Origin of the sequence: Streptomyces sp. NPDC049887 (genome assembly GCF_040656535.1) — a bacterium.
GTDB lineage: Bacteria > Actinomycetota > Actinomycetes > Streptomycetales > Streptomycetaceae > Streptomyces.
In genome coordinates, this window is sequence record NZ_JBFAMM010000011.1 from 109,802 (window position 1) to 122,108 (window position 12,307).

Below are 12,307 nucleotides of genomic sequence, written 5' to 3' on the forward strand. Positions count from 1 at the left end.
TCGACCCGGTGGTGATCTGCCCGGTCGATGCGGCGACACCGCGAGCCGTCGTGCCGGGCGTCGCGGCGGGGCGAAGGCCGCCCGATGCGGCGCCGACACGGGTGCGGGGGCCGGACCACCGTTCGACGCGGGCACCGGCGGTCGCCGGTCTCGCCGCCCGGGGGCCGGCGCTTCGCCGCCGCCGCGCCCCGACGGACCGGAGCGCATCTGCGTGGAGCACGGCTTCCAGCTGGCCCCGCGCTCGACGAACGGCCCCTGGAGCGTGAGGAGTTCCGGGCGCGGATGGGGCAGCCCCGGGCGCGCCCTTCCACCGCCGAACAGCGAAGATGCCCGGGTTCCCGCGCGGACGCGACCGCGCGGACCGGCGGCGCACCAAGCGGCCACGGCGTGCGGCGGACGCCACCCGGCGCGGACGCGGCGCGGCTCGGTACGCCTCGCGCACCGGGCCGCGCCCGAACACCGTGAGTGCCTAGCGCACTTCGGTGACCTGCAGCTCGCCGTCCGCGTACTGCCGGCGGATGACCTTTTTGTCGAACTTGCCGACACTGGTCTTCGGCACGGACGGGATGATCGCCCAGCGTTCCGGCAACTGCCACTTGGCGATGTGCCCGGCCAGGAACTCCTTCAGCGACGCGTAGTCGGCGGTCGAGCCGTCCTTCAGCACCACCGCCGCCAGCGGGCGCTCGCCCCACTTTTCGTCCGGTACGGCCACGACGGCGGCCTCGGCCACCTCCGGGTGCGCCATCAGCGCGTTCTCCAGCTCCACGGACGAGATCCACTCGCCGCCCGACTTGATGACGTCCTTGGCACGGTCGGTGAGCGTGAGGAAGCCGTCCGGGCCGATGACCCCGACGTCACCGGTCTTCAGCCAGCCGTCCTCGCTGAACTTGTCGGCCGGCCGGAGCGGCTCGCCGGCCGCTCCGCCGTAGTACGCACCCGCGATCCAGGGACCGCGCACCTCCAGCTCGCCCGCGGACTCGCCGTCCCACGGCAGGAACTCCCCGCCCGGCCCGCGCAGCCGCGCCTCGACGCCCGCCGGGAAGCGGCCCTGGGTGAGCCGGTAGCCGAACTCGGCCTCCGTGCCGACCGCATGGGCAGGCGGCCGGGCGACAGTGCCCAGTGGCGAGGTCTCGGTCATGCCCCAGGCGTGGCAGACGCGCATGCCGAGCGCGTCGAACGCCTCCATCAAGGACGGAGGGCAGGCCGAGCCTCCGATGGTGACCTGGGTGAGGGAGCTCACGTCGCGCGGCTTGGCGGTGAGTTCGGCGAGCAGTCCCTGCCAGATGGTGGGTACGGCAGCGGCGTGGGTGGGGCGCTCGGTCTCGATCATCTCGGCGAGCGGACCCGGCTGCAGGAAGCGGTCCGGCATCAGCATGTTCACACCGGTCATCAGCACCGCGTGGGGCAGGCCCCAGGCGTTGACATGGAACTGGGGGACGACGACCAGGCTCGTGTCGGCGTCCGTCACACCCATCGACTCGGCCATGTTGACCTGCATGGAGTGCAGATAGATCGAGCGGTGCGAGTACACCACGCCCTTGGGGTCGCCGGTGGTGCCGGAGGTGTAGCACATGGCGGCCGCCGAGCGTTCGTCCAGCTCCGGCCAGTCGTACGTGGCCGGCTTCCCGGCGAGCAGTTCCTCGTACTCGTGGACCCGGGCGGCGGCGCCGTCCAGCACCGACCGGTCGCCGGGGCCCGAGACCACGACGTGCTCGACGGTCGGCAGGTGCGGCAGCAGGGGCGCGAGCAGCGGAAGCAGCGAACCGTTGACGATCACGACCCGGTCGGCGGCGTGGTTGACGATGAACACCAGCTGCTCGACGGGCAGTCGCAGATTGAGCGTGTGGAGGACCGCGCCCATGCAGGGGATCGCGTAGTAGGCCTCGACGTGCTCGGCGTTGTTCCACATGAGGGTCGCCACCCGTTCGTCACCGGTGACTCCGAGGTCGTCGCGCAGCGCGTGGGCCAGCCGCGCCGAGCGCTCGCCGATCTCACGGTAACTGCGGCGGTGCGGCTCGCCCTCGCCCGTCCACGTGGTGACCTGTGAACTTCCGTGGATCGTCATCCCGTGGTTCAGGATGCGGGTGACGGTCAGTGGTACGTCCTGCATGGTGCTCAGCACGGCGTCCTCCCGGTGGGCGCACAGCTCCAAGGTGTGTGCAGATTCTGCGCACATACCAATCGGTATGTCACTACCCCCGGGTAAGAAAGCTCAGTGGACCGGGGACAGCTCCGGGTCCTCACGGAGCTTCCCGAGCGCACGGGAGACCGCGCTCTTGACCGTGCCCACGGAGACACCCAGCACCTCGGCGGTCTGGGCCTCGCTGAGATCCTCGTAGTACCTGAGGACGACCATCGCGCGCTGCCGGTCCGGGAGCCGCATCACCGCACGCCACATCGCGTCGTGCAGCACCTGCTGCTCGGCCGGGTCGACCGGGGAGGCCCCGGAGGGCTCGGGCAGCTCGTCGCAGGGGAACTCGTCCACCTTGCGCTTGCGCCACTGCGACGTGCGGGTGTTGAGCAGCGCGCGGCGGACGTACCCGTCGAGGGCGCGGTGGTCCTCGATGCGCTCCCAGGCGACGTAGGTCTTGGCGAGCGCGGTCTGCAGCAGGTCCTCGGCGTCGCTCGGGTTGGCCGTGAGGGAGCGGGCGGTCCGCAGCAGTACGGGCCCCCGCGCCCGTACGTACGACGAGAACGACATGCAGGAGGTCGGCGGCACGGCGGCGCTGGAAGCGGTCGTGCAGACTGGCGTGGTCATGGCTCCACGCTAGGAGCGGCGCCTCCCACCCGGATCGGCCCCAGGTCCCGAACCCGGATCCGCCTCAGGTTGTAGCGGTGAGGCGGGCCCCACCTCCTGTGGGTGGAGGATGCCTCTGCTCCGGCTCAGGGTCCGCGGGTCACCGGCTCAACCGTCCGTCCCGAGTACCAGTGCCGACGTCGGGACGCCCGTACCGGCCGTGACCAGGGCGCGGGCCGCCCCGGCGGTCTGGTTCACGGAGGTGCCCCGCAGCTGTCTGACCGCCTCCGCGATGCCGTTCATGCCGTGCAGATACGCCTCGCCCAACTGCCCCCCGTGGGTGTTCAGGGGGAGCGTGTCCGCCGCGACGAACGCCGCCGCCTCACCCCGCCCGCAGAAGCCGAACTCCTCCAACTGCATCAGTACATAAGGTGTGAAATGGTCATAGAGGATGGCGACGTCGATGTCGGCGGGGCCCATCCCCGAGGTCCGCCAGAGCTGCCGGGCCACCACGCCCATCTCGGGGAGTCCGGTGAGATCGTCGCGGTAGTAGCTGGTCATCTGCTCCTGGGCGCGGCCCGCGCCCTGGGCCGCGGCGACCACCACCGCCGGCGGGTGCGGAAGGTCCCTGGCCCGCTCGACGGAGGTCACGACGAGAGCCTGGCCGCCGTCGGTCTCCTGGCAGCAGTCCAGCAGCCGCAACGGCTCGACGATCCAGCGCGAGGCCGCGTGGTCGTCGAGGGTGATGGGCCTTCCGTGGAAGTAGGCCGCCGGGTTGCGGGCAGCGTACCGGCGGCCGGTCACGGCCACCGGCCCGAACGCCTCCGGAGTCAACCCGTGGGCGTGGAGGTAGCGCTGGGCCGTCATGGCCACCCAGGACGCGGGCGTCAGCAGCCCGAACGGCAGGTTCCAGCCGAGGGCCACCCCCTCCGCCGAGGGCTCGCGCCGCTGCACCCCCGATCCGAACCTGCGGCCCGACCTCTCGTTGAACGCCCGGTAGCAGACGACGACCTCGGCGACCCCGGCGGCCACGGCGAGGGCCGCCTGCTGCACGGTCGCACACGCCGCGCCGCCGCCGTAGTGGACGCGGGAGAAGAACGACAGCTCGCCGATCCCGGCCGCCTGGGCGACGGTGATCTCGGGGCTCGTGTCCATGGTGAACGTGACCATGCCGTCGACGTCGGAGGGGGAGAGGCCGGCGTCGTCGATCGCGGCCCGCACCGCCTCGGCCGCCAGCCCCAGCTCACTGCGCCCGGAGTCCTTGGAGAACTCCGTCGCGCCGATACCGGCCACGGCTGCACGGCCACCGAGCGAGTCGGCCCTGTGCAGGCTCATTCCGCCTCCTTCCCGGGCAGGCCGACGGTCACCGTGCCGGTGACGTGACGGCCGAGGCCGTTCGAGCCGACCACCCGCACCACGGCCGTGTCCCCGTCGACCTCGGTGACCGTCCCGGTCAACGTCATCGTGTCGCCCGGGTGGTTGGGCGCGCCGAGGCGAATCACCACTTTCCGGAGCACGGCCGCCGGGCCGAAGCGGTCGGTGATGTATCGCCCGACGAGACCGTTGGTCGTCAGGATGTTCATGAAGATGTCCGGCGCGCCCTTCTCCCGGGCGAGTTCCGCGTCATGGTGCACGTCCTGGTAGTCCCGGGAGGCGATGGCCCCCGCGACGATCAGCGTGCGCGTGATCGGAACGGTCAGCGGGGGCAGTTCGTCGCCCGCACGCGGGCCGCGGGCCGCGGTACCGCTCGCGCTCATGACGTCGTCTCCCTCTCCTGGTGTGACGCCGGCTCCTCGCGCCACTGGCCCTCAACTCGCCCCCGACCGGCCAGCAACGCGCCGAGTTCGTCCAGCAGCCGGGCGCCGCAGCCCAGATGGGCGTCGATCTGGCGGCCCCAGAGGAAGTGCCGGTGGACGGGGTGGCCCAGATCGGCGCCGACACCGCCGTGCAGATGCTGACCGGTGTGAACGACCCGTCGTCCGGCCTCGGACGCCCACCACCCCGCCGTGAGCGCCTGGGTGGCGCAGGACAGCCCCTCGTCGAACCGCCATGCCGCCTCGTACGCGGTGACCCGGATCGCCTCCGTGTCCATATGGGCGTCGGCCGCCCGGAGCTGGACCGCCTGCCGGGTGGAGAGCGGGCGCCCGAACTGCTCCCGCACGGACGTGTGGGAGACGGCCCGGGCGAGCGAACCCGCGCAGACCCCGGCCTGGAGACCGGCGAAGGCGACTCTGGCGGCGGCGAGCACATCCCGGTACGCCCCGTCGCTTCCGATCCGTTCGGCGGGTGTGCCGTCCAGCCGGAGCACGGCCGCGGCCCAGGGGGCGGTCGTCTCCACCGGGACGGTCGCCGCGTCCGCCACCCGCACCAGCCAGAGGCTCCGGTCCGCGTCCGGCACCAGGACGTGCGTGGCGTCCCGCAACCAGGGCACCCACCCCGTCGTCCCGGTCAGCCGGCCGTCGCCGCCGGCCCGCGCCGCTCCCCCGCCGGGCAGGGCGTCGGCCCGCACCGCGCCTGTCCCCGGAAAGGCGCCGGTCGCCACGGCCGAGCCGGCCCCGAGCGCCGGCAGCAGGCGTGCCCGCTGCTCCTCCGTGCCGTGCCGGTACAGGGCCAGCAGGCCGTAGACACAGCTCACCGCGAACGGCACCTGCGCGGTCGTGCGGCCCTGCTCCTCCAGCAGCAGGACCAGACCGAGCAGTCCGACGTCCTCCACCGCCGCGATGAGCCCGGACTCGCCCAGGGCCTTCCACAGCTCGGCGTCCGTCCCCGCGCCGGCCGCCGCGAGCCGTTCCGGAGTGGAGAGCTCTCCGAAGATCCGCGCGGCCAGATCACGGGCCGCCGTCTGCCCGTCGGTCGGGGTGAAGTCCATGTCATCGCGCCCCTTCCGCGACGGCCCGGAACACCGGCAGCTCCAGTTCCTCGTCGGCCCTCAGGAACTCCAGCCGGACGGGCATCCCGATGCGCACCTCGTCGTACGGCACCCCGATCACATTGCTGACCATGCGCACGCCCTCGGCCAGCTCGATCAGTCCCACCGCGTACGGACCGGGCCCGTCCGGGTCCGGCGCCTCGCGGGAGGAGCCGTCGGCACCGCCGAAGGCGGGAAAGCGCGGGTGGTGCATCACCACGTACGAGTACACCGTCCCCGCACCGTCGGCCTCGACCGCGTCCCACTCCGCGGAGCCGCACTCCCCGCACCCCGGCAGCCAGGGGAAGCGCGGCGTCGCGCAGGACGCGCAGCGCTGGATCAGCAGCCGGTGCCGGGCGACGCCCTCCCAGAACCCCGCGTTGTCCCGGTTGACCACCGGGCGGGGGCGCCGGGGCCGGGGCTCCCGCCCGGCTCCCGGCGCGTACTTGAGGATGCGGAAGCGGTGCGCCCCGGCGAGCTCCCCGTCCGCCCGGACGTCCATCCTGGTCGTGACGAAGTAGCCCGCGCCCAGCTTGGTCGTCTTGCGCGGCGAGACCGTCTCGATCACCGAGTCGTAGGTGATCCGGTGCCCGGGCCGCAGCGGGCGCAGGTACTCCTGCTCGCAGTCGGTCGCCACCACCGCGGCGAACCCGGCGCCGTCGAGCAGCGCGAACAACTCGTCGTGCGCTCCGGTGCGACCGGTGTGCCCCGACAGCCCGCCCATCGTCCACGCCTGGAGCATCGTCGGCGGAGCGATCGCGTCCGGTCCCTCGTACGCCGGGTTGCGGTCGCCCATCGCCTCGCACCAGTGCCTGATCATCGGTGCGTTCACCGGATCCTTGCCGACGCCTGGGGTCGAGGCGCCGCGCCCCTCGTACACCTTCAGCAGCGGATAGAGCTCGTCCTCGCTCATCGCTTGCCCCTCCGCATGCCGAGCCGCATCGTCGCGACGATCTCCCGCTGCACCTCGCTCACCCCGCCCCCGAACGTGTTGATCTGTGCGGCACGGTTCATCCGCTCCAGTTCCCCGTCCCCCACGGCACCCGGTGAACCGGCCCTCACCAGCCCCGACTCGCCCGTGATCTCCTGGCACATCCGGTACACCTCGACGGCCGACTCGGTTGCCGTGAACTTCACGCCGCTCGCGTCCCCGGGGGCGAGCCGCCCGGTCCCCACGTCGCCCACCAGGCGCCAGCTGAGCAGCCGTGTCGCCGCGAGCCGGGCGTGCACTTCGGCCAGCCTGGTACGCACCCAGGGCTCGTCAATGGCGCGGGCACCCGTCACCGGGTCGGGTGTGCGGGCCCGTTCCAGGGCGGCCGCCGCGAAGTCCTCCGCCTGCATGCCGATCGCGGCGAGTGCCACCCGCTCGTGGTTGAGCTGGCTGGTGATCAGCTCCCAGCCGCCGTTCTCCTCGCCGACGAGGTTCGTCGCGGGCACCCGGACGCCGTCGTAGTACGTCGCTGTCGTCGTGAGCCCGCCGACCGTCCTGATCGGGGTCCAGGAGAAGCCGGGTGAGTCGGTGGGCACCAGGACGACAGAGATGCCCCGGTGCCGGGGCGCCTCGGGGCAGGTGCGGCAGGCGAGCCAGATCCAGTCGGCGTTCTGGGCGTTGGAGGTGAAGACCTTCTGACCGCTGACGACCCAGTCGCCGCCCTCGCGAACCGCCCCGGTGCGCAGCGCGGCGAGGTCGGTCCCGGCCCCGGGCTCGCTGTAGCCGATGGCGAAGACGAGCTCGCCGCGGAGGATCCCGGGCAGGAAGAACGCCCTCTGCTCGTCCGTCCCGTACGTCATCAGCGTCGGGCCGACCGTGTTCAGCGTGACCATGGAGACGGGCGCGCCGGCGCGATACGCCTCGTCGAAGAAGACGAACTGCTCGTCCGCGCCCCGTCCCTGCCCTCCGTACTCGACGGGCCAGCCGAGGCCGAGGAGTCCGTCGGTACCGATGCGCCGGAGCAGCCTGCGCTGTTCGGCGTGGTCGTCGGCGGCCGGGGGACCGTCCGGCATCAGGGCGCGGAAGTACGAGCGGAGTTCGGCGCGCAGCCGCTGCTGGCGCTCTGTCGGGGCGAGGTGCACGGCGGCGGCCTCCCGGGCGGTGCGGGGTGTGGTGTGGCACAGCTGCAAGGTTTTTGACTGTCCGTCAGATAACCTGCTCTGTCAAGGCGAGGGGCACCGCCGCGGGCCCTCCGGAACGCCACGGCCACTGAGGCGTGCGCGCGGGGGACACGGCCCGGCGCGTCCCGCCCCCGCTCCCGCAACGGCGGACGGTCCGCACGCCGGTGCCGGAGCACCGCCGCGCGGACCGTCGTCCACTCCTCGCTCACCCCTCCCCGGGCGGCACCCCTACCAGAGCGGCAGGAAGGTGATCGCGATGTTCTCGTTCGACTGGTCGATCGCCGTGAAGGCCGAGCCGTTCACGGAGGCCGTGTTGTTCTGGTTGGACGCACCGGCACCGGTGGCCACCTGCTGGGTGGTCGTCGAGTTGCCGAGGTTGTGGCCACCCACACCACTGCCGCTGACGGTGGCCACGGCGGCGTTCGATCCGTCACCCGCGAAGGCTCCGTTGTCGGCGTGCGCCACACCGGCGAAGAGGGCGGCGGCCAAGGGCAGCGCGGCGACGGCGGCCAGGGCGCGGGCGGTACGGATGCTTGCCATGTCGATTCCTCCGAAGCATTGGAAGTGCACCGGGCAGCGGCGCACCGGAACGTGCGGAACTACGGCTGGAAACAGAGCGGTTGGCCGACCGCCCCGGTCGATCTTCACGACGTCGCGCATCCAGAGTTGCCCAGCGGGTCTCCGGCGAACCACCCCGGAGGCGGTGATTCGCCCTCAAGCGTGAGGACATGCCGATAAACCCCCATCCGGCCGCGAACCTCGCAGCTCAGCCGCCCGGGCAGCGCCAGAACCCCCGCTCCCGGGAGGAAAAGCGTTACGGCACATTTTCGGCCAATCCCCTCCTCTTCCCTTGGTCGAACATTCGTACGAACATGGAGTCATGGCCACCACCGACCGGCACACCGCCACCCTGGCCCTCGCCCACGCGCTCTCCGCCGCCGAGCGCGGACTCCCCGTGATCCCCCTGTCCCCCACGAAGCTCCCGGCCCTGCCGTCACCCCACCGCCTGGAACCGGAGCCGGCCCACTGCCGGGGCGAGTGCGGCCGGCCCGGGCACGGAGTGCACGATGCGACGGCCGACCCCGCCGCCGTCCGCGCGCTCTTCTCCGCCGCGCCCTGGGCCACCGGGTACGGCATCGCCTGCGGACGCCCGCCGCACCACCTGATCGGTGTCGACCTGGACACCGGGACGGCCGCCGTCGGCGCCACGGACTCGGCCGCGGCCCTGCGGCAGCTGGCACTCCGGCACCTGTTCACGATCCCGGAGACGGTCACCGTCATCACCCCGAGCGGCGGCCGCCACCTGTGGCTGACCGGCCCGTCCGACGTGGTGGTGCCGAACTCGGCGAGCCGCCTCGCCCCCGGAATCGACATCCGCGGCGCCGGGGGCTATCTCGTCGGCCCGGGATCGGTGTCGGCGCACGGCGCGTACCGCCTCGCACCGGGCTCGGCCGAGCTGCCGCCCGCACCGTGCCCCGACGCCCTGCTGAGGCTGATCGCGCCCCCCGCAACCACCCACCGCCCCGCGTCGGCCCGGCCCCCGCACGGCCAGGGGCTGATCCACTTCGTGCTCGCGGCCCACAAGGGGCAGCGCAACACCCGGCTGTTCTGGGCCGCTTGCCGGGCGTACGAGAACGGCATCGGCGAGAGCCTCGCCGACGCGCTGACCCAAGCCGCCGTGCGCGCCGGACTGAGCGAGCGCGAGGCCCGCGCGACGATCGCGTCGGCCGCACGACTGACGAGCCGTTGAGTCACCGGCGCACCGGGACGGCCGGCGCCCCGCGGCCGTCCGGGCGCCGGAGCCCGGCACCCGGCGGCACCGGACCGGGACATCCCGACCCTCGGCCCGTCGTGATATGCCTCACACGAGAATGCCGCCAATCGAGGCCAACTGTCCGGCTTGGGTGATTCACCCATGGTATGAGGCACCGTCAGCCGCCGTACCGTCCCCACAACTTGCTTCCACAGCACCGGCGGTGCTCATACGATCACCACCGACCAGTCGCCCTGCGTGAGGGAACCCGCGGCGGCTGCCCGTGCTTCCGTACCCCAGACACCGGACCCCAGAAAAGGGTGCTCGTGACACTCCGCCGCACCGTGGCAACGGCCGTCGCCGCTGCCGTGACCACGCCCGCCGTACTGTTCGGCGCCACCCCCGCGTTCGCCGACGACACGCCGACCGCCTCCGTCACCGCGCCGGTCGCCCCCGAGGACGCCGCATCGCACGCCGGCATGCTGCGCGGCGACGCGCTGGCCGGCAAGATCGACGCCGGCCGGGACGCGACAGGGGCGCAGGCCGCCGAGCCCTCCGTCGAGGAGCTCGAGAAGGCCGCCGCGCAGGCCCAGAAGGCGTACGACGACGCCGTCGCCGCGGAGAAGGCCGCGCTGGCCGCCGTGGAGGCCGCGCACTCCGACGACTTCCCCCTCGCCGTCGCGGCCGAGGCGGCGGCGCGGGCGGCGGCCGAGGCGGCCACCGCCAGGACCGACGCCGACAAGGCCCTGGCCGACGCCGAGGCCGCACTCGCCGCGCTGCCCGGGACCGCAGGACCCGAGGAGAAGGCCGCCGCCGAGAAGGCCGTCGCGGAGGCCGCCGCCGCGGCCGGGACCGCCGCGGCCGCCAAGACCGCGGCCGACGAGAAGGCGAAGCGGGCCGCCACCGACCTGGGTGACGCCCGCGTCGCCTCCGTACGGGAGCTGGGCAAGGCCCAGGAGGCCGTGAAGAAGGCCCTGGAGGCCAAGAAGGCCGCCGACAAGGCCCTCGAGGACGCCCTGGAGGAGCAGGAGCCGGTCCCGTGCCGGCCCGAGAGCGAGCTCACCGCGACCCTCACCGGCCTGCCCGCCCGGATCACCGCCGGTTCGACCGTCGAGATGAAGCTCCGCATCACCAACGGCACGGACAGGACGCTCGACGATGTCTGGCCCTTCGTCTACGTCCACGCGATCGAGAAGGGCGGCTACGCACCCATCGACGACCACATGCACCTGCGGTGGTCGACGCCCACCCAGACCTGGACGGAGGCGGGCGACGACTACACCGCCGGTTCCGTCACCTCGCTGAAGGCCGGTGGCCACGCCGACATCAAGCTGCGGCTGACGGTCGACGCCGGCACGCCCGACGCCGCGGGCGCCGCGTTCATCGCCGCCGACTACGTCAACGAGGACGGCACCTGCGGCGGTTCGCCGGAGCTGACCCCGTACGACTTCGAGGTCGCCGCCGAGCCCGCACCGTCCGCCTCCCCGTCGCCCAGCTCCGGAACGGGCACGCAGACCCAGACCACGACCACGCAGCCGCTCACCACCACGAGCGGCAGCCTCGCCAGCACCGGCTCCTCCGCGGCCCTGCCGCAGCTCGCCGCGGCGGGCGCGGCCGTGGCCCTCGGCGCCGGCGCCGTCTTCGCGGCGCGCCGCCGGAAGGCGGATTCCGCTTCCTGACCCTCGGCGACGCGGTGGAAGGGCGCTTCCGCACGGATTCCAGGGGGACGCCCTTCCCCGCGCGCCGTCAGCGCTTGCTGAATACGCTGACCGGCCGCTCCTGCCGCTCGCCGTCGACGATGACGTCGACGTACTCGTCGTAGAAGGCGATCCGGTCCTTGATGACGCTCACGGCCGGCAGCGGATCGGGATAGCTCCAGGCGATGTCGGGCCGCACGTCGCCCTGTCCCGCCCAGGACCAGTACTCGGTTGCCACGCCCTTGTACGGGCAGCGGGTGCTCGAGTCGGTCGGGGTGAACAGGTCGAGGCGCACGTCCTCGCGCGGGAAGTAGTAGCGCACCGGCAGGTCCGTCTCGAACAGCAGCACCGGGGACCGCGTGTCCGCGACGACCGTGCCCTCGATCTCGACCTGGACACGGCGAGTGCTGGGCAGTGCGTCGACGCGCTTGTGGGGATCACGTGGGTGCACGAAGATCTCCTCCTCCTCTTCGTACCAGTGGTCGAGGACCTCGCGGCCGAACCAGGCGAAGCACACGTACCCGGCCAGCTCCTCGCCGGGGCAGCCCCAGGCCGCGGAGCGCACGACCTCGTCGCCCACCACGAGGTCGTAGAAGTCGGTGGCCCCCGCGTGCCGCCGCCCGGGGGGCCGCTCGAACCTCCGCAGCAGGTCCATCCGGACGTCCCCGGCCGGGAACGCGTACACCGGCACGGGAACGCCCGGCTCCCACACCAGCACCGGCCGGCGGCTGTCGACGACGGTGACGCCGCCCTTCGTCCCGCGGACCCAGCGTCCACTGGGCTCCCAGAGCAGGCTGTCGGCCGGATCGGGACGGCGCCGGACCACCGGCGCGGTCCCGGGCGTCTCCCCGGGTGCCGCCATGGCCTCCTCCTCCGGTCGGTACCGCGTCCTGCGGCCGGTACGGCGCCCTCCGGCCCGCGGACCGCGCCGCCCTCCTGACCCCTCCACCTTGGGGTTCCGCGCCCCCGGGTGCAACGCCGCATCCACGCCCGGTGGCGGCGGACCCGGAGGGCCGCCACCGGGGGGACGGCCGGCGCGCCCCGGGCAGCCCTCCCGCCCGTGCCGCCGGCGCGGCACCCGTCCTGGTCGCCCGCCGTTG

General features: G+C 73.2%; 11 protein-coding genes. 2 read left to right on the plus strand and 9 right to left on the minus strand.

Annotated features, from left to right (window positions below; translation table 11 throughout):
* Positions 1-469: 469 nt before the first annotated feature.
* The 8 genes from AB0J10_RS16115 to AB0J10_RS16150 all read right to left on the minus strand — a co-directional run bounded on the left by AB0J10_RS16115 (position 470) and on the right by AB0J10_RS16150 (position 8,297).
* A complete protein-coding gene (locus tag AB0J10_RS16115; RefSeq protein ID WP_363062104.1) occupies positions 470-2,122 on the minus strand; it encodes a long-chain fatty acid--CoA ligase in 1,653 nt (550 codons plus the stop codon).
* Positions 2,123-2,212: 90 nt separating this feature from the next.
* Positions 2,213-2,758, minus strand: coding sequence for a SigE family RNA polymerase sigma factor (locus AB0J10_RS16120; RefSeq protein ID WP_363061939.1), 546 nt, complete (start codon positions 2,756-2,758; stop codon positions 2,213-2,215).
* Positions 2,759-2,905: 147 nt separating this feature from the next.
* Entirely contained in the window at positions 2,906-4,072 is a 1,167-nt protein-coding gene (locus AB0J10_RS16125) for a lipid-transfer protein (RefSeq protein WP_363061941.1), read from the minus strand.
* Positions 4,069-4,494 carry a MaoC family dehydratase gene (locus AB0J10_RS16130; RefSeq protein ID WP_363061943.1) on the minus strand — a complete coding sequence of 142 codons (426 nt, stop codon included), beginning with the start codon at positions 4,492-4,494 and terminating at the stop codon, positions 4,069-4,071. The genes AB0J10_RS16125 and AB0J10_RS16130 overlap by 4 nt, the downstream gene beginning before the upstream one ends.
* A complete protein-coding gene (locus AB0J10_RS16135) occupies positions 4,491-5,606 on the minus strand; it encodes an acyl-CoA dehydrogenase family protein (RefSeq protein WP_363061945.1) in 1,116 nt (371 codons plus the stop codon). Before AB0J10_RS16135 ends, AB0J10_RS16130 begins: the two co-directional genes overlap by 4 nt.
* Position 5,607: 1 nt before the next feature.
* Entirely contained in the window at positions 5,608-6,558 is a 951-nt protein-coding gene (locus tag AB0J10_RS16140) for an OB-fold domain-containing protein (RefSeq protein ID WP_363061947.1), read from the minus strand.
* Positions 6,555-7,718: an acyl-CoA dehydrogenase family protein gene (locus AB0J10_RS16145; protein WP_363062106.1), complete on the minus strand. Its 1,164-nt coding sequence runs from the start codon at positions 7,716-7,718 to the stop codon at positions 6,555-6,557. The genes AB0J10_RS16140 and AB0J10_RS16145 overlap by 4 nt, the downstream gene beginning before the upstream one ends.
* 267 nt (positions 7,719-7,985) lie before the next feature.
* On the minus strand, positions 7,986-8,297 hold the full coding sequence (locus AB0J10_RS16150) for a hypothetical protein (protein WP_363061949.1): 312 nt from the start codon (positions 8,295-8,297) through the stop codon (positions 7,986-7,988).
* A gap of 340 nt (positions 8,298-8,637) precedes the next feature.
* Between AB0J10_RS16150 and AB0J10_RS16155 the strand changes: the two genes are divergently transcribed.
* Positions 8,638-9,507 carry a bifunctional DNA primase/polymerase gene (locus tag AB0J10_RS16155; RefSeq protein WP_363061951.1) on the plus strand — a complete coding sequence of 290 codons (870 nt, stop codon included), beginning with the start codon at positions 8,638-8,640 and terminating at the stop codon, positions 9,505-9,507.
* A gap of 347 nt (positions 9,508-9,854) precedes the next feature.
* Entirely contained in the window at positions 9,855-11,189 is a 1,335-nt protein-coding gene (locus AB0J10_RS16160; RefSeq protein WP_363061953.1) for an LPXTG cell wall anchor domain-containing protein, read from the plus strand.
* Between the two features lie 67 nt (positions 11,190-11,256).
* Here the strand turns inward: AB0J10_RS16160 and AB0J10_RS16165 are convergent, their stop codons facing one another.
* Complete coding sequence (locus AB0J10_RS16165) at positions 11,257-12,069, minus strand: DUF427 domain-containing protein (protein ID WP_363061955.1); 813 nt, start codon at positions 12,067-12,069, stop codon at positions 11,257-11,259.
* Positions 12,070-12,307 lie beyond the last annotated feature (238 nt).

Coding starts and splice junctions, on each gene's coding strand:
- AB0J10_RS16120 (WP_363061939.1), bottom strand. CDS start 2,758: ATGACCACGCCAGTCTGCACGACCGCTTCCAGCGCCGCCGTGCCGCCG.
- AB0J10_RS16125 (WP_363061941.1), bottom strand. CDS start 4,072: ATGAGCCTGCACAGGGCCGACTCGCTCGGTGGCCGTGCAGCCGTGGCC.
- AB0J10_RS16130 (WP_363061943.1), bottom strand. CDS start 4,494: ATGAGCGCGAGCGGTACCGCGGCCCGCGGCCCGCGTGCGGGCGACGAA.
- AB0J10_RS16135 (WP_363061945.1), bottom strand. CDS start 5,606: ATGGACTTCACCCCGACCGACGGGCAGACGGCGGCCCGTGATCTGGCC.
- AB0J10_RS16140 (WP_363061947.1), bottom strand. CDS start 6,558: ATGAGCGAGGACGAGCTCTATCCGCTGCTGAAGGTGTACGAGGGGCGC.
- AB0J10_RS16150 (WP_363061949.1), bottom strand. CDS start 8,297: ATGGCAAGCATCCGTACCGCCCGCGCCCTGGCCGCCGTCGCCGCGCTG.
- AB0J10_RS16155 (WP_363061951.1), top strand. CDS start 8,638: ATGGCCACCACCGACCGGCACACCGCCACCCTGGCCCTCGCCCACGCG.
- AB0J10_RS16165 (WP_363061955.1), bottom strand. CDS start 12,069: ATGGCGGCACCCGGGGAGACGCCCGGGACCGCGCCGGTGGTCCGGCGC.